The following is a 26,469-nucleotide window of genomic DNA, read 5'->3' as shown; positions in this document are numbered from 1 at the left end:
TTCGCGTATTTTTTAGTGTTAGGAGCTTGATGTGAACAAGAACATGCGGATTTTGATCGTGGACGACTTCTCGACGATGCGACGTATCGTCAAGAATCTGTTGGGCGATCTCGGCTTCACCAATACCGCAGAGGCCGAAGACGGCAACAGCGCATTGGCTGCGTTGCGTGCCGGCCCGTTCGATTTCGTGGTCACCGACTGGAACATGCCCGGCATGACCGGCATCGACCTGCTGCGCAACATCCGCGCCGACGCCAAGCTCAAGCACCTGCCGGTGATGATGGTGACCGCCGAAGCCAAGCGCGAGCAGATCATCGAAGCGGCCCAGTGCGGCGTGAATGGCTACATCATCAAGCCGTTCACCGCGCAGACGCTGGAAGAAAAGCTGGGCAAGGTGTTCGAACGTCTGGCGGCGACCGCCTGATGAACGCCACCGTGGATACCAACGCAGAACGCGCCGCATTGATCGACCGCCTGCAGGGCGCGCTCGATGCACTGGAAAGCGGTGACGAAGCCGCCTGGAAGCGCGAGGTGGATCACCTCGCCGCCTTGCGTACCCGTCCGATGATGCAGGGCCTGAGCCGGCTCGCCCGCGAACTGGGTCAGGCGCTGGGCGAATTGCCCACCGTGCCTGACGAAGCCGGCGAACTGGACGATGCGTGTTCGCGCCTGGACCACGTGGTGGAAATGACCGAAAAGGCCAGCCATCGCACGCTGGATCTGGTCGAGGAATGCCGCGAGCTGGCCAACCAGCTGCGCGACGGCGGCCTCAATCAGGACCAGGGCGCGCTGATGGACAAGATGCGCCACAACCTGACCGAGCTGTCGCTGGCGCAGAGCTACCAGGACCTGAGCGGGCAGATCATCCGGCGCGTGGCCGGGATCGTGCGGCGCGTGCATGAAGGCTTCGGTGCGCTCGGCCTGCCGCCGAAGAACACCGAGCCGAAGAAAGACGACGGCGGTCTTGCCGGTCCTGCAGTCAAGGGCCTGGACCGTCACGCGGTGTCGCAGGACGACGCCGACGACCTGCTGTCCGGATTGGGGTTGTAACCATGAGTGCTGTTCCAGACGATATTGCTGCCGATTTCATCGTCGAGGCCCAGGAAATCCTGGATCGCCTCGGCGAACAGCTGGTCGCGCTGGAACAGGCACCGGACGAAGCCGACCAGCTCAACGCGGTGTTCCGCGGTTTCCATACGCTCAAGGGCGGCGCCGGCTTTCTGGCGATCAAGCCGATGGTCGCGCTGTGCCACGCCGCCGAAGAAACCCTCGGCATGGCGCGCTCCGGCCAGGCGGTGTTGCAGGCGCATCACTTCGATGCCGCGCAGCAGTCGCTGGATTATCTGCAGGCGATGCTGGATGCGATGGGCTCGGGCGAAACCGTGCCGCATGCACCGGCCTCGCTGATTGCGCAGTTCGACGCCAAGAGCGGCCCGCCGGCGGTCAAGGCCGCTCCCAAGGCGGCAGTCGCCGCCGCGGCGGCGCACGACGACGGCCATGCACCGGCAGCGCCCGGCGCCAAGGCCGCGCCGAAAGCCGCTGCCAAGGCTGGCGCCGAAGCCGAACAAACCGTGCGCGTGGACACCAAGCGCCTGGACGCCATCGTCAACCTGATCGGCGAGCTGGTGCTGTCGCGCAATCGCTTGAAGACCCTGCGCACCCGCCTGCGCGACGAAGAACTCGATCGCGCGGTCAGCACGCTGGATATCGCCACCGCCCGTCTGCAGACCGCCGTCATGCGTACCCGCATGCAGCCGGTCAGCAAGGTGTTTTCGCGCTTCCCCAAGGTGGCCCGCGACGTCGCGCGCACGCTGTCCAAGGAAGTGGAGCTGGAGCTGATCGGCGCCGAGACGGAACTGGACCGCAATCTGGTCGAAGCGCTGGCCGACCCGCTGGTGCATCTGGTGCGCAACGCCATCGACCACGGCATCGAATCGCCTGCCCTGCGCGAAGCCACCGGCAAACCGCGCAGCGGTCATGTGCGCCTGTCCGCGCAGCAGGAAGGCGACTACGTCAGCATCGAAATCCAGGACGACGGCGCCGGCATCGACCCCGAACGCCTGCGCGAAATCGCCCGCAACAAAGGCCTGATCGACGCCGAAGCCGCCGCCCGCCTGAGCACCGACGAGTGCCTGCATCTGATCTTCATGCCGGGCTTCTCGACCAAGGCCGAGGTCACCGACATCTCCGGCCGTGGCGTGGGCATGGACGTGGTGCAATCGCGCATCCGCGAACTCAGCGGGCAGATCCAGATCCAGTCCGAACTGGGCCGCGGCAGCCGCTTCATGATCCGCGTGCCGCTGACGCTGGCGATCCTGCCGACCTTGCTGGTGCAGGCCGGCGAAGCGGTCTACGCCCTGCCGCTGGCCCGCGTGGTCGAAGTGCTGCACGCACCGCAGACCTCGCTGGGCTGGTTCGACGGCCGCGCCGTGCTCGACCGCCGCTCGCACACCCTGCCGCTGATCGACCTGCGCCGCTGGCTCGGCGTACCGGCAGAACAACCGCCGCTGCTGACCGTGGTGCTGCTGCAGGCAGGCGAAACCCGCTTCGGCCTGGTGGTGGACCAGGTCCGCGGCCGCGAGGAAGTGGTGATCAAGCCCCTGCCCCGCGCCCTACGCGGCCTGCCCGGCTACGCCGGCGCCACCCTGATCGGCGACGGCCGCATGGCGCTGATCCTGGACGTGGATGGACTGCGCTCCAGCGATCATTGATTTTCGGGAATCGGGAATCGGCAAGACGATCTTGTCTGCCTGATTTGACGACAACGCCCGCGTACTGCGGCCGTTGTCGTTTCACTACAAGCATCGCTGCCGATCTATGCCGCTACGCGCGCCGGCATGGGCGCGATGGTTTGGCGACGGCCAGGCTGCCGTGGAACTGAATCTGGAACCGTTATTTCAGAACCGTTACTTCACTAGCCCTCACACCATCCGGTGTTGAGGCGCAATCGACTGCTCTCGCTGTTGCTCCTGCTGCTGGGATTGCTGTTGGCGCTGAGTTTCGCCCAAGGCCTGTAATTGCGCCAAGGATTGCTCGACGGGCTGCGCAATCGCATCACTCGTCTTCATATGCGCCATCTTGTGAGCGGGATCGTTCAACGCACCTTCCACAACGAAGACGTTCTCGCCCTGCCGCACGGACTTGGTGTTCTCGCTCAGCACGACATGATCGATTCGCGACAGCCCGTTCTCTTTGGCTAAATACGCGCTGCTTGCTGCCAGCCGTGCGCTGTTGTCGTCGTACTCGCGGCCGAGACCTTGCTCAAGGCGGCGAACGGCCTCTTCTGCCTGCTGGTGCAATGGATCGTGCGGCTGTGGATGCACAGCCATTGCATTGGCTCCACCCGGGGATACCTGATTCCCAGGTAGCTGCACCTCTCCTATCGCTTTTTGCCACCACAGCTGATCGGGCTTAGGGTTGCTGTGCTCCTTATTCAACCCGCTGTTAGGCATGGGGGCATGAATGCTCTTGATCTCGTCAATATTCCCTACCGGCTTGAGCGCACCCTCAAAGTCCTTGTCGACCCCCTGTTTTGTCGTACGATGCAGCCCGGCATAGTTCAGCGCGCCCCACGTGAAGTCGATGCAGCTATTGGAAGCACCACCGTACTCCATATCGAAACCATGTTTTGCAGGCGACTGGCCGAACTCTTTTAGCTTCTCATACTGCGACTGATCAATCTCCATCGTGCGCGAGTAATAAGGATCTTTATAGTTTCTGACGTCATCCTTAAATACCTTTCCCGGCCCACTAGACTCGCCATGCTCTGAGGGGGCAAACCCGTAGCTGTTAATTTTTTTGCCATCACTTACTGCGTAGTACATGTGTCCGGCCATGGAGTTGCCGCCGGTGATCAAAAGCGGAGTGCCGGCCGCAGCGACGTAGACAGTCACGGTGTAGCGCTTGCCGTGATCATCCATGTCTCGCCCGCCTTATTTTGCTTTGTGAGTGTAAGCAATCAATAGCTGTGCATTCGCATCTAACAACGCTTGCCGGTTCTGATCAATACGCAATCTGAGACGATAACGACCAGCCTGGAGCGAAGCGCTGTAGGCAAACGCGAGTTCCTCGGAAGCCCTGCCCGTCGGAGCCAGCCCAGCACTTGCCATTGTCGCGACATCCGCATTTAGCGCGAACAACCCCTTTGCAATACCGTCTGCAGCGATGGTAACGGGCACCTCTTGTTCTCTTCCAACACGTTGACTGCGCTGCAGCTCCACAGTGGCCGACCCAGCCTGCTGGATACGCTCTAGATGCACGACTGCAACGATTTCGGCACGTACCAGACTGTCCGCGGCATCCGCGACGGCGCCTGTGTCACTTCCGATCAATTGAATGCCGATAAAAATTGGCGGGTTTGCGTCGTCCGGCTGGGCGGGCACGTCGAACTCAAGCACCATTTCTTCGCCGTCATTAGGGGGCAAGCTTCGCGTCAGCGGTACTGCGGTTCGCATATCTGATTGCTCCTTTGCGATGGGGGTATTTGCAGGTGGCGATTGAATGCTGCAGCTTACGATCAGACCAATGATCAATGCCGTCACTGCAACGCGCATTAGATCCTTTGCAATGAGCACCTTATCTCTCCTGTGAGTGTGATGCCGAACCTGAAGCTCAAGGCAAATCCGCGTTTAGAACATGAGGCTATCTTAGCTGCCTCTTCTGCGGCCTACCTGCTGCATCGTATCGCTTATCTGTTCACACAGCTAACTGCGCTTACAGCGCGATGCGAGCGGCACCTCCACCGGCGGCAACGCCTGCATCGACAACTGCCCCGCGCTGGCCAAGCGCCGCCACCAATAGCGACGGCACGTTGCAAAGAACGGTTCCAGGTACACCTCTTCCACCGACACATACCCCGGCAAGACCCTTAATTATAATCGGCTAGGCATTTATCTAGTGCCTCAGTGGCGTCCTTTGCGTCACTAATGGCACCATGAAAAATCTGGGCCGCGGCATAGCGATAGTGCCGTGTCTGATCAGCCGGCTTATCGCCATCCATCGAAATTGCGGCCATGACTAGTACGCCTTCACTTATCCGCATCTCCACTGCGTGCCTCAAAGCATGGCCCAGCTCAGAGCAAATCTTTGTGCTCTTCTTTTCCCATGTACGGGGCGCAACAACAAGTCCCGCAATGCGCTTCTGGAGCGCGCCTGACGCCTGCTCAGCGACCTGCTTGTAGGTGCAAATAACAGTTCCAGATTCACTTCTTCGTGATCAAACGCCTACCCCACGCCCTGCGCGGCCTACCCGGCTACGTCGGTGCCTCCCTGATCGGCGACGGCCGGATGGCGCTGATTGTGGATGTGGACGGATTGCGCTCCAGCGATCATTGATTTTCGGAAATCGGAAATCGGAAATCGGAAATCGCCAAGATGATCCTGGTTGCCTGATCTGACGGCAACGGCCGCGTACTGCGGCTGTTGTCGTTTCACTACCAGCATCGCTGCCGATTTACGCCGCCACGCGCGCAAGCATGGGCGCGATGGCTTGGCGACGGTCAGGGTGCCGTGGAACTGAACCTGGAACCGTTATTTGATCCTGCCGACCCTGCTGGTGCAGGCCGGCGAAGCGGTCTATGCGCTACCACTGGCCCGCGTGGTCGAAGTGCTGCATGCACCGCAGACCTCGCTGGGCTGGTTCGACGGCCGCGCCGTGCTCGACCGCCGCTCGCATACGCTGCCGCTGATCGACCTGCGCCGCTGGCTCGGCGTACCGGCAGAACAACCGCCGCTGCTGACCGTGGTGCTGCAGGCCGGCGAAACACGCTTCGGCCTGGTGGTGGACCAGGTCCGCGGCCGCGAGGAAGTGGTCATCAAGCCGCTACCCCGCGCCCTGCGCGGCCTGCCCGGCTACGCCGGCGCCACCCTGATCGGCGACGGCCGCATGGCGCTGATCCTGGATGTGGATGGCTTGCGCTCCAGCGATCATTGATTTTCGGGAATCGGGAATTGGGAATCAGCAAGACGATCCTGGCTGCCTGATCTAACGACAACGGCCGCGTACTGCGGCCGTTGTGGTTTCACTACCAGCATCGCTGCCGATCTATGTCGCTACGCGCGCAAGCATGGGCGCGATGGTTTGGCGACGGCCAGGCTGCCGTGGAACTGAATCTGGAACCGTTATTTCCCGTCCAGCTAATATTTAAGCATCCTAAACCAGCCCGGGTTTTAGAAAAACGGGGGAACATGCGAGCCAGCTGGGGCAAGCATCCCAAGCGCGATATCGTCAACTCCAAAACCCGATGTTTTGTTGATAAACGCGATTGCGGCGACGCGCGTGTCGGCGTTGAAGCCCATGAAGCTACGAACGCCGCCGCCATTTCCATTGCTCCAAGCTATACTCTGGCCATCCGGGTGGACCTTCCGCCAGCCGATACCCATTCTGGTATCGGTATTATCGCCGGGCCTATCTACGGTCAGCATCATTGAAGCCGCCCGCGAGAGGGGACCGCTTTCTTTGTTTGTCCAAAGTGTCATGAATTTCGACAGGTCCTTCACTGTCGAAAAAAGGCCGCCTGCCGGCGCAAGCGCACCAAATTCCCAGGGTTGAGCCGAGTGGAAGTCCGCATCGTAACCCCAAATTTCCCGGTGCTGCATGGCCGTTGATAGAGCAAGCGTAGTCTCGTCCATACGAAGCGGTTCAAGAATGCGAGCTCGCAAGAGGTCAGCATAGGTTTTGCCAAGGCGCTGTGACAACGCGTAACCCAATAACGCGTAGTCAAAATTCGAGTATTCAAAACTCGACCCCGGTAAGCGCGTGAGATGGACACGACCTAAATCAGCACACAGATCGCTCTCGGTGTAGCCGGCGTAGGGATTATCTTGACTGAGGCCGGTGCGGCTGGATGGCCGAAGTGGTAGCCCACTCGTATGAGTGGCTAAATCGAGAAGCGTGATCTCATTTCCGTCGAAGGTGGCGGGAGGAACTGCAATGTACATTGATAGCGGATCGACGAGATTCACTTCACCCCGCTGAACGCAATCAGCAAGTAATAGTGCCGTGAATATCTTGGTTAGCGAGGCGATCTGAAATACTGACCGATCACTCGGCTGTTGGAGTTTACCTAGGCCAACCGTTCCGTAGTGGAAGGTCTTCAATTCGCCTGCGCGCACCACCCCCAATACGGCCCCCGTGCCCTGCTTTTCCTCGGCTACGCGACGGCGAAGGGCCGAGGACACGCTATCAGCTTCAATTCCGGGTTTGGCAAAGCCACGCATCGGCAGGGCCATGGATAATGCCGCAGCCAAAACAGTGCGGCGTTTAATGGAGGCGACCATTTTTACTCCTCACTCCAACATCAGCGTTTGAGCCATGCAGAGGTTATCACCCTATTCGGACGTATGCTTCCTGTCCGCATACGCGACGTTGTATGGTGTCGCCACCTCGCAATACAGAAATCTCTCGCCGGTTTGGTGATACGGCTAAGCGGCGGGAATCGCTTTAGCTGCTTCGAAACCAGCCTTTCCGCATTTCACCAATCCCGGCCATTCAACAATGGCAGCTATTTGTCGAATAACGGGTCCAAACCTCAGGGTCAGGTTGACTTCCTTAAGTGAATCTGAGCCCGTTCTTTTGGCACTGAGGTCAATCGCAAGGCTTATGGCAGCCGCCGCATCATCGCCGCATGCTGCGCGCCTTGGCCGGCACCTCCACCGGCGGCAACACCTCCATCAGCAGCTGCCCTTCGCTGGCGGTGATGCGCAGCTTGGTGCCGATGGCAAAGCCCAGTTGTTCCAGCCATCGGCCGCTGAGGCGGACGTGGGGCACGTGCTGGTCGCCGGCGTGGTCGTGGGCGCCCGGGTAATGGGTGTAGCTGACGGTGCATTGGCGCGGGCGGCGGGCGCGGCGGGGTGCGCGCAGCGTGCCGGGGCCTTGCGGGGAGGCGTCCGGCTCGGGCGGCAGCATCGGTGGCAGCTTGGTGCGGTCGGGTTCCACAACGACCCACTGCACCCGCTTGGGCGGCGAAGGGCGCTCACGCGTGCGGGTGGGCCGTGCGCTGGCAGTTGCCGTGGGTGGGCGGCGGCGTGTCATGGCGCCTCCGGGTGGTGGTTGGTGATGGTTGCAGCAACGCGCTGCTGCAACGCCACGGCCTTGCGCGCGAACCGGCTGCACAAAGTGTGCGGCAACACAGCGGGCTGGCAACTCAGCGGATGCGCGCAATGGGCGCTCGCCTGCTCAACAGCTGCGCGTGCGACGCGCCGGCGCAGCACCTCGCCTATATCTAACAGCATGCGGTGAGCGGAAGCTGGCAACAGATCAACCGGCACAGATGCCGGTATGGATAGTGCGGTAGACATGGCAACGCCCTCCTGGAACAACCCAAGAACCGCCGCCAACGGCGACGGGATGTCGGGAGGTTCGAAACCGCTCATAGCCGGCGGGCGTATTCCCCTTGCGGGTGTTGTATTAGCCGCCCTCCCGACGCAGGCATCGCGTCGGCTTGTACCTGCAGGATGCAGGCACAAAAAACCCACCGGTTTGACGGAGGTGGGTACCGCTATGAGAGGAGTTTCGACGCTCCTTGGGCCTAGATTGCAAGTACACGGTCTGGCGTGTCAACACACGCTGGCGGGTCTCGCGCGGCTGTGTGCGCCGCTGGCGCAGCTCCATACAGGCCACGCAAGCCGAGCGCCCTCGCCTGATAAGTGCACCTGCCCCTATCACGGTAATTTCCACGCTGGCTAGAACGCTTGCGCACACTGCCCGACGCAGTACGCGAGCAGATGACGCTGGTGGCGTAAAAAAACGTGGGGTACCTAAGAATCTGACCCCATTATTCCCAGCTTGAACGAAAGCTTCTTCCACTTTGTTTGGAAACAGCCCTCTATCGCATTTTAGTATGACGTATATGAAAGCCCAACCTCCACCATAATATCATTAAATTCCCCGCATGCCCTGAGGTATCTACTAGCCTCATAGTCTAGAAATTGTATCGACATCATGTTCAAGCGTATTAACGAGAAATCAGTAAAGTTAATTAGGGTTCTCATGTAATCAAGCCTAATTTTTTGGCTGAATCCATTTAAATCACTGAGGTGATCGACAATGAACTTAGCGCAGGTGTAAAAAGTCCTAACCGATCCAAATATTTGATCTTGTTCATCGCACGTTTTCAAAAAAGTGGCAATTTCTTCATCACTTGAAGAATTGCTCCTTAAGCGACTTATCTCGTCTTCAATCGCCACTACTGCTTCAGCACTAAATACTGATTTTTCAGCAACATCATCGCATGAGTTTATTTTGAATATTTGAAATTTCGCCGATTGCACTTCAATCATCTTGAAAAACTTGTTCTCAAAAGATTTCAAATCCTCACTTTTTCTTGATTGATAAAGCTCATCCCGAAACGCCTTATTAGATTCGTTTTGTAACCCTAAAGACCTAACAATCAGAAGTAACGATATAAAACTAAGTATGGGATTTAAGGTTCCACCAAAATAATCTCCAAATTGACCCCAAACCTCTGCTTTAGGGGAAATATCACTCAAATGAAAGTTGATTGTATATGCACCCAGCACTGCAGCAACGGCTAAAGCCGCAATAAGGATTCGCCTGTCAATCATTGAAGTATCCAATTACTATATATTTAATTATTCTCCTATCCTTTAATCTAACAGGATTTAGTCTCAACCTAATAACCCTCCATTTCTCCTCGGGAATTCCATTGTTATAGTTCAGATTCTCTGAGAATATCTTTTTGGCCTCCATTCTTATTTCCGCATAAGCACTTGAAAATCCGAACGCATAGGTTTCAGCGGATTCCTCCGGCTTTAGTCGGCCGTTCCCGGTGTTTATGTTAAGCCTAGTTATTGCAGCCCTTATCTCAACTTCTTCATCTGTTGGCTCTGCCTGTAACACCAATGCAGTTTCTTTTGTGAAACTTCCGATCTCAATTTTTTCAGATCTAGTTTTTCTGTAATTTAGCTTGACGTCAAAGCCAAATTTGACAGGGACTTCATGGATATTTTCCATGCAAGAGGTTCTTAAGTTCTTTATTAGATCTTCAGTCACATTACCCAATTTTTCCAGGTGATGTTGTGACTTCTCTGACAAGTCGCTATTTATTTCATAAAGCGACTCACCAATAAAATAATTCATTAGCTCGACAAAATTCTCTCGGCCAAGCTTTCTTAGTTCTTTTTTCAAATCTGAATCATGGAACTCCAAACTAAAAATCTGTCCATAAGAGCCTTTGAAGCTTTGCTTAAGCTTGGTACGCACCGCACTACCATGATGCAACCTTTGAGGAACTTTTTTCGTTAGAAGTGTCTCGCCAATTTTTCTCGTAGCATCCGAAATGCCCTGCAACGTATCTAAGCCTGACTTCATGTCTACCGACTCATCCGGCGATGAAATGACGGCATCAAAATTAATCGACGCAACTTTATTTTCAATTTCCACTATTTTTCCTTTTTTGCGTGGCACTTATAAATTATTTATTCTTCTTTGACAGCTCGAGAGTTGAAGGTCCTTCTGGAGGGTCCGAACCTGTCATGCCTTGCAACACGCTTAGCTCCACGTGCTACTGTTTTTATTACTTGCATTGCACAAAGGTGCGGCTGTCTTCCCTGGTCTATGCTGCCGTCGGCGCCCCCCCCCCCCTATATTGTGCAGCGTTGGCATAAGGCTTCGCCCACGTCCTTCTCGAAGCGACTCCAGTCGTCGGCGACTACGCTTATTAATGTTGAGCAAAATTGATAGCTTGTGTTGCAGGCACATTCCGACAAACGAAGCGAGCCCAGCAAGGCAGCGAACCTCTAGCATCGTCGATGTCATAGGTGCAATTACCGTGTTGATGCCTTTAATCAGGCCTCGCAAGATTGAGCCGCTTTGATGCGACGGCAGCAACAGCACGCAATTCCGGATGCCAAAAAGGTTGCCGATTTTCACACCCGGACCAAACGGCCATGCTAATAAGTACGCAGCAGGAAACACTTTATTACCCCGTTTGCTTTCCATGCATGAAGATTTCCAGTTTGGACAATACCGAGATGTAGCAGTCTTGTCTGTGGGGAACCCGACATTTTGTGCCAGCGGTGTCATGCCCGACATCGCCCACGCACATAGCGTCAAAAAGAAGGCGCATCCAGCACGAGCACTTTTCAGTAGGGCTCTGCCTTGCCGGCATCTACCCGATCAGCATGAAGCTAATGGTGTGCAGTGGGCGCCGCAGCGTGCGGGCATGGCGCTGGCTTGGCTGGTAGGTATGTTGACGTTTAGTACGGCGCTGCGACAAGGCATCAAGGCAATGGGTGGTGCGCTGCCGTGGCAGACGCCGATTGTGGCGGCCTCGGGCTGGCTATGATCGCGGCGGCGATGATCCTGCGCCTTGAGCACGCGCGAGGGCTTCCGCCGCGTGCAATTGGCAAGCTGGCATTCGGCGCGATACTGCAAGCGTTTTCGCCGAAGTATTTCCGTGCGGCCACGTTTGGCTACTTCAGACATTATGTGGGAGCTGTACGCGATGTGGACACTGACCCCCGCTGTTGATTGCGCGCGCAGGGTTGAAATAACAGTTCCAGGTTCACTTCCACCGCAGCCCGGCCGCCGCCAAACCATCGCGCCCATACCGCCACGCGGCAGGCATGGGCGCGACACGTTGGCGCCTAGAACTTGTAGGTCAGCCCCAGGTACGCCAGCCGGCCTGCGTATCCGCCGGTATAGAAGCGGGCGCGGGTGTCGTCGCCCAGGTGCGAGCGGGACTCCTGCTTGGTCAGGTTCAACACCGAGGCGGTGAGGCTGAGCGCCGGGGTGATGTTGTAGGCCGCGTTGACATCGATCTGGTAGTACGGCTCTTCAAAGACGTTCAACCCGTTGACCAGGCCTTGCACCAGCTCGCCGCGACGGTTGTACGAGGCGCGCAGCAGCAGGCTGTCGGTCTCGTAGAACACGGTGAGGTTGGTCTGGTTCCTGGCGCTGCCCGGCATGGAGGTCTTGCCGGCCTCGGTGCCGTCCTCGAGCCGCACCGCCGCCTTGCTGGCATCGTTGTAGGTGTAGTTGAACTGCACACCAAGACCGAATGGCAGCGTGTGCTGCGCGTAGAGCTCCACACCTTGCGAGACCGCGTCCTGGCCGCCGGCCTGGGTGCTGTAGTTCTGCACGGTGACCGGTTGCCCGTCGACCATCATGTTCACGTCGCTGATGACGTCGACCGCAAAGTTCTCCACGTTCTTGCGGAACAGTCCCACACCTGCCACCGAGCCCGGCTGGAAATACCATTCCAGCCCCAGGTCGAACTGGTTGGCCTTGTACGGCTCCAGGTTCTTGTTGCTGCCCGAGCCGTACCAGCCCTGCTCGCTGGCACCGCCGGTCAGGCGCCGGTCGGCCACGTACTCGGGACTGTAGAACTCCAGGCTGCCAGGCGCGGCGATGTCGTTGTAGCTGGGACGTGCGATCACCTTGGCTGCTGCCGCGCGCAGCAGCAGGTTCTCGGTCAGGTCGTAGGCCAGGTTGAAACTCGGCAGCACGTCGGTGTAGTTGCGGTCCAGCCCGCTGACCACGAACGACTCGGTGCGTTGCACGCTGTCGGACAAACGCCAGTAGCCTTCGGTCCCGCAATAGGTGTCGGCCGGGGCGCCGCTGGGCATGGCGGCGCCCTGCTGGCAAGCCAGCGGGTTGCCGTCGGCGCCATCGAAGAAGTAGTCGTTGTAGGCGGTCACCTTGTCGGTGGAGTCGGCACGCTGGCCGGTGCGCGCCACCCGCACGCCGACGTTGCCACGCAGCCGCTCGGTGTGGAAGTTGAGCTGCAGGTAGGTGGAATAGATCTCCTCGTCGACGTTGTAAACGAAGTTGTCTTCGCTGCGGGTCTGCATCGCGCCGTAGGTGCTGTTCAAGTAGCCGATGTAGCCCGGGAAGTTGATCGCCGGGAACGCGCTGGCGTTGACGCCACCGGCCAGGTTGTCCTGCGCGAACAGCAGGCCCGGCGAGAACTGGGTGGCGATGGCATTGCAGCGCCCGTTCCAGTAGCGGTTGTCGTAGTCGCCCGGATCGGTGCCCGGGCACACCCAGTAGTTGTTGCCGGTACTGCGGTGGATGCCGCCGTCGCGACGCTTGAGGCCGAACTGCAGCGAATCGAAGACCTCGCCGTCGAAATGCCAGGTGGTATCGATCTGCGCGTACTGCTGCTGATTGGTGTTGCGGGTCCAGGACGAGCCGGTCGAGCCCAGGTCGACCTGCAGGATGCCGTCGCGCAGGTTCTGCATCAGCTCCGGCGAGAAGGTCATGCTCGGCGTGCCGGTCAGGTCCCAGGCGCTGGCGACGTTGCCGTTGCTCCAGCTGCCGTCGGCGTTCTGCAGGCGCGGCTTGATCGGCAGGGAGAATTGCAGCTCCGGCCCGCCCTTGGCCCAGGTGCGGCCGACCTTGAACGCCACGTCCACCTGCTCGCCACGCCATTCGCCGCCCAGGTCCACCGTCTGCGACTGCGATTTCTCGATGTTGTAGCTGCCGGTGATCTGCGGCGTCGGCACGGTGCAATCGTCCGAGCCCCAGCCGCCCGGCGGCAGGCCGGCCGCGGCGGCCTGCGCCTCGCTGCAATAATAGGTCTTGCCCGGACGCAGGCTGTAGGCGGCGCCAGTGACAATCGTGCCGCTGGGATCGAACTGCAGCCCGTCGAGCAGACGGCCGCCGCGCCAGTTGCCGTCGCCGTTATAGCGGGCAATGTTCCACTCGGGAATCTTGATGGTATTGGTCTGCGAGTCCTGCGACAGGTCGAAGCGGAAGTAGTTCGCGGTCAGCGTCAGGTCGTCGGTCGGCTTGAACTGCAAGGTCAGTTGCCCGCCCTTGCGCTCGCGCTCCTCGCGTTTGGCGCCCAGGCTGACGGCGGTCGGCATCATGAAACCGGTGGAGTAATTGCCGTCCTGGTTCCAGAAACCGGTACCTCCCCACCAGTTGGCATTGAAGTCCGAGGGATTTCCGTTCACGTCGACCGCCGGGCCCACTTCGTCGCGCCCATACCACTGCCAGCTCTCGGTACTGGCATCGAGCGTGCGTGCGGTGCGCTTCTGCTGCGTGTAGCCAACAAAGACACCGAAGCGGTTGTCCTTGTCGTGCCACGAGTACGAACCGGAGAACTGGCCGTCGGTCTTCTTGCTGGTATCCGACCAGGTGCCCTCGGCGGAGACGAAGCCCGAGTTTGGCTCCAGTTCCAGCGGGCGCCGCGTCTGCAGGATCACCGTGCCGCCGATGCCGCCTTCATCGATGCGCGCCTCCGGGGTCTTGTACAACTCCGCGCTGCCCAGCAGGTTCGACGGCAGCAGCGTGTAGTTGAACGAGCGCGTCGGGTCGCCGTTGGACTCGGCGGTGGCGATGTAGTTGCCGTTCAATTCGGTCAGCACCAGCTCCGAGGACAGGCCACGCACACTGACGTTCTTGCCCTCGCCGCCGTCGCGGCTGATGACCACGCCGGGCACGCGCTGCAGCGCATCGGCCACGTTCTTGTCGGGGAACTTGCCCACGTCCTCGGCGGTGATCACATCGACCACGGCGTTGGCGTTGCGCTTCTGCTCCAGGCTTTTTTCGATCGCGTAGCGGTAGCCGGTCACCGTCACCGCATCCAGGTCCGTGGCCTGCACCTCGGCCTGGCCGGTGGGCGCCGGCGTACCGTCGGCCTGCTGGGCGGCAGCGGTGGTGGAGGCGGCGCTCGCGAACAAGACGATGGCGATACCGGCGGACAGCGTGCTGCGGTTGCGTGCGAATGGCATGCGGTTCATTTCGATCATGCTCTCCCAATAGTGATCGGCTTCGGCGGATTTCTGTCGATCCAACGATCGGACAAGAACGCCGCGCGAAGTGATGCAGAAATATCCGGCGCGGTTGCGGCGACCCGGTGTCCCTCCTCTTCCCTCCCCCTTCTGCACAGATGCGATTAGATCGTTCTAATGCAGTGGAAAACTAAGTATCACAGCCCATGCGGGAGCGCATTCTGCCCCGCAACACGCCTGCTGCGTTTGCCACGCGGCCTGCCCGGCGACGCCGGCGCCATCCTGATCGGCGACGGCCGCATGGCGCTGATCCTGAACGTGGATGGCTTGCGCTCTAGCGACCATTGATCTTTTGGGGATTGGGGATTGGGGATTGGGGATTGGGGATTGGGGATTGGGGATTGGGGATTGGGGATTGGGGATTGGGGATCGGGGATCGGGGATCGGGGATCGGGGATCGGGGATCGGGGATCGGGGACCGGGGATCGGGGATCGGGGATCGGGAATACGATCCGGGTTGCTTGATTTAATGACAACGGCCGCGCCCAGCGGCCGTTGTCCTTTCCGAAGACCTCACTGCGCGTAGGTGGGTGACGGAATACATTCCGTACAACTACCCTCACCCCAACCCCTCTCCCGCAAACGGGAGAGGGGCTATCAAATGGGAGAGGGGCTATCGTCGACGCGATTTCGTCCCGTCTCCCGCTTGCGGGGGAAGGTGCCCAAAGGGCGGATGGGGAGGCATCGCCGGCAGATATCCCGCCGACAGTCGATCAACACAGGCGCACCCTCTCGATGCGAGCGCACCGGTCTGTTGGCATTGGTCCAGCAGCGGTCACGATGCGCCACCGGCGCCAAAGACGCGCAAGCGACGCGCCGGTGCCCGCCAGGAATCGGGCGCACACCGCAGAACGACAACTTTCTGGCGCTCTCAAGCGCCCGCCTCTATCAAGTCCGCCGCACTTGGGCCGATACCGCTTGCATGGACAGATTGAGCATTATCGGACTGGTGCTGGCGGTCGTGGCGATCGTGGGCGGCAGCGTGTTGAAAGGTGCCGGCATTTCGTCGCTGTGGTCGCCGGCTGCCTTCGTGATCGTCATCGTCGGCACCGTGGCGGCGATCCTGCTGCACACCTCGCCGGCAGTTTTCCGGCGCGCCTTCAAGATCCTGCGCTGGGTGATCCAGCCGCCGGCCAGCGACCGCCCGCAGTTGCTGTCGCACATCGTCGAATGGAGCAACATCGCGCGCCGTCAGGGCCTGCTGGGCCTGGAAGACCAGCTTCCGCGCCAGGACGACGCCTTCCTGCGCAAGGGCCTGCAGATGCTGGTCGATGGGGTGGAGCCCGAATCCATGCGCCACATGCTCGAAATCGAGGTGGACAACCAGGAGCGTCAGGATCTTGCCGCCGCCAAGGTGTTCGAAGGCATGGGCATCTACGCGCCCACGCTGGGCATCATCGGTGCGGTGCTGGGGCTGATGGCGGTGATGAAGAATCTGGCCGACCCGGCCATGCTCGGCCACGGCATCGCGGCAGCGTTCACCGCCACCATCTACGGCATCGCCTCGGCCAACCTGCTGTTTCTGCCGGTCGCCGCCAAGCTCAAAAGCGTCATCCATTGCAGTACCAACGAGCGCGAAATGGCGATCGAAGGCTTGATCGCGATCGCCCAAGGCGAGAACCCGCGCAACATCGAGTCGAAATTGGCAGGCTACTTGCATTAGTCCCGTCATGGCCCGCCGTCGCAAACATCACGAAGACCATGGCAACCACGAAGCGTGGGCGATTCCGTATGCCGATCTGATGACGCTGCTGCTGGCGTTCTTCGTGGTGATGTACGCGATCTCCTCGCTCAACGAGGGCAAATACAAGGTGATGGCGCAGGCGCTGACCACTGCGTTCGGCGGCTCGTCCAACACCGCCAGCCCGGTGCAGATCGGCAAGACCCAGACCCTGGGCGCCGACTACGACCGCCCCTCGGTCATCAAGGCCGGCGCACCGATGGCGGCCTCCAACGGACCGACCGACCCCACCCTGCTGCCGTCGATGGCCGCGCAGATGCGCATGCCGGTGTCGCTGCGCAATCAGGCGCAACTGGCGCGTGCGCAGCGACAGATGGATGCAGTGGCGCAACAGCTGAGCAAGACGCTGGCGCCGCTGATCGACAAGAAACTCATCACCATCCGCCGCAACGATCTGTGGATCGAAGTGGAGATCAACAGCGACATCCTGTTCGGTACCGGCTCGGCCACCCTGGCCGGCGGCGCCCGCGGCACGCTGTCCACGCTGGCCTCGGTGCTGCGCAATGCGCCCAATGGCGTGCGCGTGGAGGGCTATACCGACAACCAGCCGATCGCCACCGTGCAGTTTCCCTCCAATTGGGAACTGTCGGCGGCGCGTGCGGCCAGCGTGGTGCACCTGTTTGCCGACGACGGCATCGCCCCGCAGCGATTGGCGATGGTGGGCTATGGAGAATTCCGCGCACGTGCCGATAACACAACCGAGGCGGGACGGAATGCGAACCGGCGTGTGGTGTTAATCATCCTCGCGGACTCGGCTGGCTCACTCGCACCCGATCCGCCGTCGCAGATGCAGGCGACCGCCGCCGGGGCGCCCAAGCTTCCCAAGTCTGACGGCGGCCAAACGGCCGCCACCACCGAAAGCGGCACAAGTTCCGTTCCCGCCGTAATTCAAGGAGTGCAGTGAGATGCGTATCTGGGCAATCGCCAACCAAAAGGGCGGCGTGGGCAAGACCACCACGACGCTGGCGCTGGGTCGTGGCCTGGCCGCGCTCGGCCACCGGGTGCTGTTGGTCGACCTCGATCCGCACTCCTCGCTCACCCGTGCATTCGGCGTGGCGGTCGACCCGCCGCCGCGCGGCGTGCTGGACCTGTTCGGCACCCCGCCGAGCGATCTGGCCAGCCTGCTGCACGAAAGCACCATCCCAGGCCTGTCCTATGTCTGTGCGCAAGCTGCACTGGCCACACTGGAACGCCGCAGCGCCAACCAGCCCGGCCTGGGCCTGGCCCTGCAGAACGCAATGACCCGCCACGCCGGCCAGCACGACTACATCCTGCTCGACTGCCCGCCCACGCTCGGCCTGCTGATGATCAATGCGCTGGCCGCCTGCGACCGCGTGGTGGTGCCGACCCAGGCCGAGCCGCTCGCGCTGCATGGCCTGGCCAGCATGGTGCGCACCGCCGACATGGTGCAGCGCTCGCGTCGCCGCGATCTGCCGGTGTCGATCCTGCCGACCCTGTTCGACCGCCGCACCCGCGCCGGCAACGAAACGCTCAAGGAAATGCAGGACACCTACGGCCCGTTGGTGTGGGAAGACGCCGTGCCGATGGACACCCGTATTTGCAATGCCGCCGCACTCACCGTGCCCGCCACCAGCGGCGACTATCAGGGCCGTGGCCTGTCCGCCTATCGCCGCGCGCTGGAATGGGTGCTGGCCGATGACGCGATGCGTATGGAGCAAGCCGCATGAGCAACCACACCGCCAACGGTGAGCTGGACGATTATCTGGAAGGCCTGTTGCACGATGGCGATGTGCAGGTATTCGCACCCGTCGCCGTCGCCGAGCCCATCGCCGCGGCGGTGCTTGCCGACGCGGATCTGGCGCTGGCCGAGCCGCCCGTGCAGCGCGCCGACGTGCCGGATGCGATTAGCGCCGTGGTCAGCGCCGAAGCGATCACCACCGATTTCCTGGCTGAAATGGACGCCGATCCGGCCTTCGCCCCGGCAATTGTCGCAGCGCCCAGCGCCGCCGACATCGCCGCCGATTTCCTCGCCGAAATGGATGCAGACCCGGCCTTCGGCCCGCCGGTCGTCGCAGCGCCGAGCGCCGCCGACATCGCCGCCGACTTCCTGGCCGAAATGGATGCCGATCCGGCCTTCGGCCCGCCGGTCGTCGCAGCGCCGAGCGCCACCGACATCGCCGCCGATTTCCTGGCCGAGATGGACGCCGATCCGGCCTTCGCCACGGCCGCGCCCAGCCCGTTTATGAGCACGGCCGATCTGATGGCCGAAATGGACGCAGACCCGGCTTTCGGCACTGCGGACTCCGGCGCCGACCTGTTGGCTGCCGACCTGTTGTCGGAGATGGACGAAGACCCCGCGTTCGCGGTTGCCGCGCCGCCCCCGCCCGCCCCTGCGCGCGCGGCGATGGCCCCGATGGCCGCGCCGCAACGCGCACCCTCGGCGCCGATCCAGCCGCATGGGCTGCAGGCGCTGCTGGCGCCTGGCCAGGCCGAACGCATCCACGCCGAACGCCGCGCCAGCGAACGCAGTACGCGCTGGCTGCGCCTGCGCTGCGGCGAGCAGACCTATGCCCTGGAATTGCTCAAGGTGCAGGAAGTGGTGTTGCCGGTACCGCTATTGCCCTTGCGCGGCACCGCCAGCGCGATGCTCGGCATCATGAATCTGCGTGGTCAGGTCGTGCCGGTGATCGATCTGGGCGTTCACCTGGGCTCTTCACCGGTCGATATGGATCTGCAGACGCGTGTGGTGGTGCTGGAAGAAAACGGCGAAACCATGGGACTGCGCGTCTCGGCGGTGGAAGACGTCACCAGCCTCACCGATCAGCAGATCGAGCCGCCGGACAACGCACGCCTGTGCCGCATCTCCAACAACCTGTTCCGTGGTGTCGCACGCCTGGGCCATCAGCCGATGATCCTGCTCGACGCCAGCCATTTGCTGCATTGATGCGCCGCTCAGCTGACGCCTCCCTGCACGCACAACGATTCAGCGTTAAAGCTTTTCCGACTCCCGCCGTTAGTACGCATAGAACCATCCGTTCGGAGCAACAATGAGCACAGTGACATTGGGCGATGATCTCGGAATCGAGACCAGCGCCGACCTCAAGCAAAAACTTGCCGCAGTCCTGACGCAGGACGGCGAGCTGGTGCTTGACGCCGGCAACGTCCGGCGCATCCATACCGCCAGCGTGCAGTTGCTCTGCGCCTTTGTGCAGGCCCGCCGCGAGGCTGGCTTGCACACCGAATTCGATGGCTGCAACGACACCTTTAGAGATGCGGCTCGTCTGCTCGGCGTCACCGACGCACTCGGACTTCCCGCATCCAATGACAACCTGAAATCTGTGGAGAACGCCGCATGAGCGCACGTATCTTGGTGGTGGACGATTCGGCGTCGATGCGCCAGATGGTCTCTTTCGCCCTCACCTCTGCCGGCTTCGCCGTCGAAGAAGCCGAAGACGGCGCCGTCGCGCTGGGCCGCGCGAAGGGCCAGCGCTTCAATGCGGTGGTGACCGACGTGAACATGCCCAACATGGACGGGATCTCGCTGATCCGCGAACTGCGCCAGCTGCCCGACTACAAGTTCACCCCGATGCTCATGCTCACCACCGAGTCGGCGGCCGACAAAAAGTCCGAAGGCAAGGCCGCCGGTGCCACCGGTTGGCTGGTCAAGCCGTTCAATCCAGAACAGCTGATCGCCACCGTCCAGAAAGTCCTGGGTTAATTCCCTCTCGCTTCACCATCGGATTTCACGCCCATGAGCATGGACCTGCAGCGTTTCCACGCCACCTTTTTTGAGGAAAGCCGTGAAGGGCTCGACGCGATGGAGGCCGGTCTGCTGTCGCTTGAAGAAGGCAACCGCGACCCGGAAATCATCAACTCGGTGTTCCGCGCCGCGCACTCGATCAAGGGTGGCGCGGCCACTTTCGGTTTCGAGGCGGTCGCCGGCCTGACCCACGTGCTGGAGACGCTGCTGGACGAATTGCGCTCCAACAAGCGTCAGTTACAGCCCAACGCGGTCGATGCCATGCTTGGCTCGGTCGACGTGCTGCGCGCCCTGTTGCGCGAAGCCGAACACGGCACCCCGGCCGACCCGGCTGCGGTCAAGGCCGTGCACACCCGTTTGAATGCGGTACTCGCGGGCGAAGCGCCGGCCGCTGCAGTGGTCGCCAAGCCGAAGGAAGAAGAACCCGAAGCCTGGCACATCGGCTTCACCCCGGCGCCGTCGCTGTTCATGAGCGGCAACGACCCGCTGCGCATCATCCGCGAGCTGGAGCATCTTGGCCCGCTGCAGATTGCCGCGCGCCTGGAACGCATGCCGGGCTTTGAAAACATCGACCCGCTGGAAGCCTACCTGGCGTGGGATCTTGGCCTGATCGGCAAGATTCCGCGCAGCAAGATCGAAGACACCTTCGCCTGGGTGGTGGACGATTGCGAGCTGGATATCCGCCCGATGGCAGTGCCCGGCCCGCCGCCGAGCCTGGCCGTGGACGCCGCTGTAGCCGCGCCTGTCGCCGTTGCGGCACCAGCGACCGCCGGCGAACCGGCAGCCGCCGCCGCGCCGGCCAAGGCCGCCGCCGCCGAAGCCGAAACCTCCATCCGCGTCAGCGTGGACAAGGTCGATGCACTGATCAATCTGGTCGGTGAGTTGGTCATCACCCAGGCCATGCTCAAGCAGGTCTCCACCGGGCTGGATCCGGTGCATGCCGAACAGCTGTGCGCCGGCCTGGACCTGCTGGAGCGCAATACCCGCGATCTGCAGGAAGCGGTCATCGGCGTGCGCATGCTGCCGGTGGACGCGGTGTTCCGTCGCTTCCCGCGCCTGGTCCGCGACCTGTCCGGCCGCCTCGGCAAGCAGGTGCGTCTGCGCACCATTGGCGAAGGCACCGAGCTGGACAAGGGCCTGATCGAAAAGATTGCCGATCCGCTCGTGCATCTGGTGCGCAACTCGATCGACCACGGTCTGGAACTGCCCGATGCGCGTCGCGCCTCCGGCAAGGACGAGACCGGCACCATTACCCTGGCCGCATCGCATCAGGGCGGTCACATCGTGATCGAAGTCAGCGACGACGGCCGTGGCCTCAATCGCGACAAGATCCTGGAAAAAGCGGCCGAACGCGGCATTGCCGTGCCGGACAACCCGACCGATGCGCAGGTGTGGGACCTGATCTTCGCGCCGGGCTTCTCCACCGCCGATGCGGTCACCGACCTGTCCGGTCGTGGCGTGGGCATGGACGTGGTCCGCCGCAACATCCAGGGCCTGGGTGGCGAAGTGCAGCTGGAAAGCAACGCCGGCAGCGGAACCCGCGTGCTGATCCGTCTGCCGCTGACCCTGGCCATCCTCGACGGCATGACCGTCTCGGTGGCTGGCGAAACCTTGATCCTGCCGCTGGCCTACGTGCTCGAAGCACTGCAGCCGGCGCCGGAAGACATCCGCGCAATGGCTGGCGACGGCCGTGTGTTGCGGGTGCGCGGCGAGTATCTGCCAATTCTGTCGCTGACCAATTACTACGGCTTCGGCGGGCAACAGTCCTCGCAGGAACCGCTGGTGGTGGTGGTCGAAGGCGATGGCCAGAAGATCGCGCTGGAAGTGGACGAACTGCTCGGCCAGCAACAGGTCGTGGTCAAGAACATCGAAAACAACTACCGGCGTATCCCGGGCGTCTCCGGCGCCACCATCCTGGGCGATGGGCGGGTTTCGCTGATCGTGGACATCGGTGGACTGGTGCGCTCGCTGCGCGTGCCGCAAGCGGCCTGAGTCAACGCAACACGCGCGGCATGGACGCCGCGTGGCAATACATGATGATGCGATAGTTCCCGGCGGACTGGGTCCGCCAGCGCCGACCAATCCGCGCGGCATGGCACGACCCGCAGTGTGTCCTGAATCTCGGTCATGTCTGGCTCAACGACCGTCTCGGCGCGCATGCCCGGCATCCTGGGCGAGGTTTCCGCCGCCGCACAGGAACGATCGGCCGGTATCGAGCAGGCCGACCAGACCGTGACGCAGAGGGACGATGCCACCCAGCAGAACGCGGCCCTGGTGGAACAAGCCACCGCCGCTGCACGTTCGATGGAACACCAGGCAGGCCAGTTGGCCGATGCGGTGTCGCTGTTCAAGCGTGTGCCGACCGTCGCAGGGCCATCGGCGCCGCGTATTCCAGTGGGTCTCAACGCACCAGCCGCCAAGCGCCCGATCGTGGCCGTCATCGCCAAATCCGCTACCAACGCCGCTGCTGCCCCGCGCCCGGCAGTTGCAGCGGCGGCCCACACCGACACCCGCTGGCACGAATTCCACACGTAACCCTCGCCCTCCCCCTCAGGGAATGGGGTTGGACCGCGCGCTCGTTGCAAGATCGCCCATTGGGTGGTGTCGGCTGCCAATTGGCACGTGATGATCGCCCTTCAAAGACGCCTCGGTACCGCCGGGGCGTATTGCCGTGTGGCAGCCGCGGATAGATCTCTTGGCACTGCCGCGCTCGCGCACCGCGCCTGCGGTGCTGCCGTTGGTCGAAAGCCGATCAAGCGCACGCGCCTGCGGCCGATACACACAGCAATGAGGGCCACGTTGCCCGCGTCACGTCGAAGGAAGTCCGCATGCACATCGCCAAATCCAGACACCCTGCCCGCCATCTGCTGGGCGCTGTGTTCGCCGTTGCACTGGTGGCTGCCGGCGTGTCGTTGACGCCGTCGTTCTCTGCGCCTGCGGCGCCGGTCACCGTGCTTCTGGACAGCGTGCCGATGAGCGCGCTGCACTCGCTCGCCATCGATCTGGCGCAGTTGCGCAACGACCAGCGGGCACAGCTTGCCGCCTCGCACGATCCCGCGCGTGTCCAGGCCTACGACGAGCGCCTGGGCAATTTGCGTCAACGCATTGCGCGGCATGCCGGCTACTTCCAGGCCACCGCCCCGCAGGGCGAACAGGCGCGCCAGTTCGCCCGGGTGCAACAGCAGCTGGGTCTGTATCTGGCGCAACAACGCCAGGCCAATCGTGCCCTGCATGAAGGCGATCTGCGCTCCGCGCAGGCGCTGGCGCTGGCGCCCAGCCTTGCAGGCGACCCGCAACAACAGGTGTGGACCGAGCTGCAGAGCTTGCAGCAGTCGGTGGCCAGCGTGAGCAAACCGCAACGCCGCTGAGCCGATCCCAGACGTTGCGGCCTGTCGATCATGGCCGCATCGCATCTGCAATTCCAAAACGTCCCCTCACGGCGCCGGTGCATCAGCCCCGGCGGGGTGCACCGTGCGCGCCACTGTTGCGTGCCGGCATAACGCCCACGCCGAGGCGATTTCTGTCCGCATGCCCGACCACCGCGACCCACACCAAGTCCATTGACGTGCATTGCAACGGACAGCTCAAGACCCGCACCGGCCATCTGGTGACCCGGCGACAACCTGAAAACCGCAACCGGTTGCCGCACGGCTAACAATCGCGACTCAATATTTTCCGGTTCCGGTCGCTAAGTGTCTTATCCCGGTCACGTTCCCTACTCATTGGATGGAAGCCATGACGTTGAAGACCACGGTTGCCAATACGGTTGCCAATACGCTGGCCAATGTGCCGCTCAAGCGCAAGTTCCTCGCCCAGACAGCACTGGTGGCCCTGGGCATCATCGCGCTGGCGGTGATCGCCGCCCGCATGCAATACGTGGAGCTCACCGATACGCGCCGTGAGGGACTCAGGAGCCAGATCGAAATGGCCACTGCAGTGGTCGATGGCTATGCCCAGCGCGCCGAAAAAGGCGAGATGGATCTGGCCACCGCAAAGAGCAGAGCGCTGTCGACGCTGTCGACCATGCGCGCACGCGACGGCGTGGATTACATCTACGTCACCGATCAGTCACCGACGATGCTGATGCACCCCATTCGCCAGGATCTGATCGGCAAACCCCTGTCCGATGTGCTCAGCCCCGACGGACTGCGCATTTTCCCGGCCTTCGTCACCGCCGCGCAGGCGGGCGGCGGCTACGTCGATTATTCGTGGGCAAAACCCGGCGAAAAAGACCCCGTCCACAAGACCTCCTATGCGGCGCTGTACAAGCCGTGGGGCTGGGTGATCGGCACCGGTGTGTATCTGGACGACACCCAGGCCCAGGCATTGGCTTTCACCGGCATTGTCGCGTTCGCCGGCGGCGTGCTGATGCTGATCAACCTGCTGGCGGGCTGGATGATCGGCAATTCGATCCTGGAACCGGTGTCGCGCGCGCTCGCTGCCATCCAGGGCGTGGCGCGCGGCGACCTGAGCGTGCGCACCGCACCGCATGGCCGCGATGAAGTCGGCCAGATGCTCAAGGCCACCGACGACATGGTGCACACCCTGGAGCGCTTCTCCGCGCAGACCAAGGTGATGATGCACATGCATGCCGGCGAAGACGTCAGCCACCGCATGCCCACCGATTTCCCCGGTGTCTACGGCGAACTGGCCAGCGGCATCAACACCATGGTCTTCGAACACCTGGATGCCATCGTCGATGCCATCGGCGTTCTCAACGAATACGCGCAAGGCGACCTGTCGCACGACGCCGCCCGCCTGCCCGGCACCCGCGCGGTGCTGCACGAGGCAATGGACGCGGCCAAGGCCAGCCTGTTGGCGATCAACACCGAGATCAAGCGGCTGGCGCAAGCAGCGGCCAACGGCGATTTCAGTCAACGCGGCGATGCAACGCGCTTCAAGCACGACTCGGCGCGCATGATCAACGACTTGAACGCGATGATGGAGGTCAGCGACCGCAACCTGGGCAAGTTGTCCGAGCTGCTGGCGGCACTGGCAGAAGGCGATCTCACCACACGCATGGATGGCCAGTTCCACGGCGTGTTCGCGCGGATGCGCGACGATGCCAACACCACGGCCACGCAGTTGGCCGGCATTGTCGGACGCATCCAGCAGGCCGCCAGCGCCATCACCGGCTCGGCCGGCGAAATCGCTGCCGGCAACAACGACCTGTCGCAGCGCACCGAACAACAAGCGGCCAACCTGGAAGAAACCGCCGCTTCGATGGAGGAACTCACCTCCACCGTCAAACAGAACGCCGAGAGCGCGCGTCAGGCCAACCAGCTGGCGATCGGCGCTGCGAAGGTGGCATCGCAGGGTGGGCACGTGGTCAGCCAGGTGGTGGACACCATGTCCGGCATCCAGACCTCGTCCAGGAAGATCGCCGAGATCATCAGCGTCATCGACGGCATCGCCTTCCAGACCAATATCCTGGCCTTGAACGCGGCGGTGGAAGCCGCGCGTGCCGGCGAACAGGGACGCGGTTTTGCCGTGGTCGCATCGGAGGTCCGCACGCTCGCGCAGCGCTCGGCCGGTGCGGCAAAGGAGATCAAGCACCTGATCGACGATTCGGTCGGCAAGGTTACCCAGGGCTCGGCGCTGGTGGATCAGGCCGGCACCACCATGGCCGAGATCGTATCTTCGGTGCAGCGCGTCACCGATATCATGGCCGAGATTTCTGCCGCCTCGCAGGAGCAGTCGGCCGGCATCGAACAGGTCAATCTCACCGTCACCCAGATGGACGAGAGCACTCAGCAGAACGCCGCGCTGGTGGAAGAAGCCACCGCCGCCGCCAATGCGATGCAACAGCAGGCGCAGCAGCTGGACGATGCGGTGTCCAGCTTCCGGGTGAGCGCGGTGGTGCCCGCACAACGCAACCACGGCGGCGTCGGTGCGCGCGCAAGGGCGCTGCTCGCGGTCACCTGACCGCACGCCGGCATCGGTGATCGCGTACCACCCAATTGCGCAGCATTCCGACCGATTGGCATCGGCACCCGGCAGCGCCCCGGGCATCGAACGACAAGAACCTCGATGCCCGGGGCCACGACCACCTGGAGTCGTGCCTCACGCCGTGTCTCGACGCGCCACAGCCCGCTTGGCACGCATCCCCATGTCCATCACGCGCTCCACGCAACGGCGCATCGCATACCCGGCGCATCGTCTGGCTGGCACTTTGCGAATAGACCCCTGCCCTGCCGTTGCTTGCCGGCACATCAAGATTCAATGGCCGTTGCCGTTAACCAAACTG

General features: G+C 61.9%; 23 protein-coding genes and 1 pseudogene. 16 read left to right on the top strand and 8 right to left on the bottom strand.

The features are described 5' to 3' along the window. Positions 1-31: 31 nt before the first annotated feature. From cheY to GGR61_RS03095, 3 genes are read left to right on the top strand one after another with little or no spacing between them, the layout of a single operon-like run. Positions 32-424: a chemotaxis response regulator CheY gene (gene cheY / locus GGR61_RS03105; protein ID WP_002813536.1), complete on the top strand. Its 393-nt coding sequence runs from the start codon at positions 32-34 to the stop codon at positions 422-424. Further along, entirely contained in the window at positions 424-1,050 is a 627-nt protein-coding gene (locus GGR61_RS03100; protein WP_184408601.1) for a protein phosphatase CheZ, read from the top strand. Before cheY ends, GGR61_RS03100 begins: the two co-directional genes overlap by 1 nt. A gap of 2 nt (positions 1,051-1,052) precedes the next feature. Next, the gene (locus GGR61_RS03095; protein WP_184620412.1) at positions 1,053-2,711 is read left to right on the top strand and encodes a chemotaxis protein CheA; all 1,659 of its coding nucleotides are present in this window, start codon (positions 1,053-1,055) and stop codon (positions 2,709-2,711) included. Positions 2,712-2,921: 210 nt separating this feature from the next. Here GGR61_RS03095 and GGR61_RS03090 read toward each other — a convergent pair whose 3' ends face one another. Together GGR61_RS03090 and GGR61_RS03085 are read right to left on the bottom strand one after the other, a co-directional pair. After that, positions 2,922-3,824, bottom strand: a complete 903-nt coding sequence (locus GGR61_RS03090) for an XVIPCD domain-containing protein (RefSeq protein WP_184620549.1) — start codon at positions 3,822-3,824, stop codon at positions 2,922-2,924. A gap of 108 nt (positions 3,825-3,932) precedes the next feature. Further along, positions 3,933-4,574 (bottom strand): hypothetical protein, encoded by a 642-nt coding sequence (locus tag GGR61_RS03085; RefSeq protein ID WP_326520609.1) that lies wholly within the window; start codon positions 4,572-4,574, stop codon positions 3,933-3,935. Between the two features lie 637 nt (positions 4,575-5,211). On the opposite strand from GGR61_RS03085, the gene GGR61_RS21020 reads away from it, so the two are divergent. Both GGR61_RS21020 and GGR61_RS03080 read left to right on the top strand, forming a co-directional pair. Beyond that, positions 5,212-5,334, top strand: a complete 123-nt coding sequence (locus tag GGR61_RS21020) for a hypothetical protein (RefSeq protein WP_260286829.1) — start codon at positions 5,212-5,214, stop codon at positions 5,332-5,334. Positions 5,335-5,536: 202 nt separating this feature from the next. Further along, positions 5,537-5,932: pseudogene (locus GGR61_RS03080) on the top strand (chemotaxis protein CheW); the annotation flags it as partial. 236 nt (positions 5,933-6,168) lie between these two features. Here GGR61_RS03080 and GGR61_RS03075 read toward each other — a convergent pair. The 5 genes from GGR61_RS03075 to GGR61_RS03055 all read right to left on the bottom strand — a co-directional run bounded on the left by GGR61_RS03075 (position 6,169) and on the right by GGR61_RS03055 (position 10,402). After that, positions 6,169-7,278, bottom strand: coding sequence for a serine hydrolase domain-containing protein (locus GGR61_RS03075; protein ID WP_184620411.1), 1,110 nt, complete (start codon positions 7,276-7,278; stop codon positions 6,169-6,171). Between the two features lie 337 nt (positions 7,279-7,615). Continuing rightward, positions 7,616-8,032, bottom strand: coding sequence for a SymE family type I addiction module toxin (locus GGR61_RS03070; RefSeq protein WP_184620410.1), 417 nt, complete (start codon positions 8,030-8,032; stop codon positions 7,616-7,618). Then, the gene (locus GGR61_RS03065; protein WP_260286828.1) at positions 8,029-8,298 is read right to left on the bottom strand and encodes a hypothetical protein; all 270 of its coding nucleotides are present in this window, start codon (positions 8,296-8,298) and stop codon (positions 8,029-8,031) included. The genes GGR61_RS03070 and GGR61_RS03065 overlap by 4 nt, the downstream gene beginning before the upstream one ends. A gap of 537 nt (positions 8,299-8,835) precedes the next feature. Continuing rightward, positions 8,836-9,564: a hypothetical protein gene (locus tag GGR61_RS03060; protein ID WP_184620408.1), complete on the bottom strand. Its 729-nt coding sequence runs from the start codon at positions 9,562-9,564 to the stop codon at positions 8,836-8,838. Beyond that, positions 9,557-10,402, bottom strand: a complete 846-nt coding sequence (locus GGR61_RS03055; RefSeq protein WP_221237243.1) for a hypothetical protein — start codon at positions 10,400-10,402, stop codon at positions 9,557-9,559. The genes GGR61_RS03060 and GGR61_RS03055 overlap by 8 nt, the downstream gene beginning before the upstream one ends. Positions 10,403-10,958: 556 nt before the next feature. On the opposite strand from GGR61_RS03055, the gene GGR61_RS21015 reads away from it, so the two are divergent. Next, positions 10,959-11,306, top strand: coding sequence for a hypothetical protein (locus tag GGR61_RS21015; protein WP_260286826.1), 348 nt, complete (start codon positions 10,959-10,961; stop codon positions 11,304-11,306). Between the two features lie 301 nt (positions 11,307-11,607). Here GGR61_RS21015 and GGR61_RS03045 read toward each other — a convergent pair whose 3' ends face one another. Further along, entirely contained in the window at positions 11,608-14,763 is a 3,156-nt protein-coding gene (locus GGR61_RS03045; protein ID WP_184620407.1) for a TonB-dependent receptor, read from the bottom strand. Positions 14,764-15,682: 919 nt separating this feature from the next. Between GGR61_RS03045 and GGR61_RS03040 the strand changes: the two genes are divergently transcribed. From GGR61_RS03040 to GGR61_RS02995, 10 genes are all read left to right on the top strand, one after another. Beyond that, positions 15,683-16,423, top strand: coding sequence for a flagellar motor protein (locus GGR61_RS03040; protein WP_184408611.1), 741 nt, complete (start codon positions 15,683-15,685; stop codon positions 16,421-16,423). Positions 16,424-16,430: 7 nt separating this feature from the next. After that, positions 16,431-17,405, top strand: a complete 975-nt coding sequence (gene motD, locus GGR61_RS03035; RefSeq protein WP_184408612.1) for a flagellar motor protein MotD — start codon at positions 16,431-16,433, stop codon at positions 17,403-17,405. A gap of 1 nt (position 17,406) precedes the next feature. Continuing rightward, positions 17,407-18,189 (top strand): ParA family protein, encoded by a 783-nt coding sequence (locus tag GGR61_RS03030; RefSeq protein ID WP_184408613.1) that lies wholly within the window; start codon positions 17,407-17,409, stop codon positions 18,187-18,189. Continuing rightward, positions 18,186-19,406, top strand: a complete 1,221-nt coding sequence (locus tag GGR61_RS03025; protein WP_184620406.1) for a chemotaxis protein CheW — start codon at positions 18,186-18,188, stop codon at positions 19,404-19,406. The genes GGR61_RS03030 and GGR61_RS03025 overlap by 4 nt, the downstream gene beginning before the upstream one ends. Before the next feature lie 103 nt (positions 19,407-19,509). Next, positions 19,510-19,818: an STAS domain-containing protein gene (locus tag GGR61_RS03020; RefSeq protein WP_184620405.1), complete on the top strand. Its 309-nt coding sequence runs from the start codon at positions 19,510-19,512 to the stop codon at positions 19,816-19,818. Next, on the top strand, positions 19,815-20,180 hold the full coding sequence (locus GGR61_RS03015) for a response regulator (RefSeq protein ID WP_002806565.1): 366 nt from the start codon (positions 19,815-19,817) through the stop codon (positions 20,178-20,180). Before GGR61_RS03020 ends, GGR61_RS03015 begins: the two co-directional genes overlap by 4 nt. Before the next feature lie 33 nt (positions 20,181-20,213). Continuing rightward, entirely contained in the window at positions 20,214-22,214 is a 2,001-nt protein-coding gene (locus GGR61_RS03010; RefSeq protein WP_184620404.1) for a chemotaxis protein CheA, read from the top strand. A 135-nt stretch (positions 22,215-22,349) separates the two neighbouring features. Then, the gene (locus GGR61_RS03005; RefSeq protein WP_184620403.1) at positions 22,350-22,757 is read left to right on the top strand and encodes a hypothetical protein; all 408 of its coding nucleotides are present in this window, start codon (positions 22,350-22,352) and stop codon (positions 22,755-22,757) included. 293 nt (positions 22,758-23,050) lie between these two features. After that, positions 23,051-23,590 (top strand): hypothetical protein, encoded by a 540-nt coding sequence (locus tag GGR61_RS03000; RefSeq protein WP_184620402.1) that lies wholly within the window; start codon positions 23,051-23,053, stop codon positions 23,588-23,590. A gap of 367 nt (positions 23,591-23,957) precedes the next feature. After that, the gene (locus GGR61_RS02995) at positions 23,958-26,147 is read left to right on the top strand and encodes a methyl-accepting chemotaxis protein (RefSeq protein WP_184620401.1); all 2,190 of its coding nucleotides are present in this window, start codon (positions 23,958-23,960) and stop codon (positions 26,145-26,147) included. The last annotated feature ends 322 nt before the right edge of the window (positions 26,148-26,469 follow it).

Source organism: Xanthomonas sp. 3058 (assembly GCF_014199765.1).
Lineage (GTDB): Bacteria > Pseudomonadota > Gammaproteobacteria > Xanthomonadales > Xanthomonadaceae > Xanthomonas > Xanthomonas campestris_B.
Note: the sequence above shows the minus strand (reverse complement) of the source record. Positions and strands in the feature narration are given on the sequence as shown.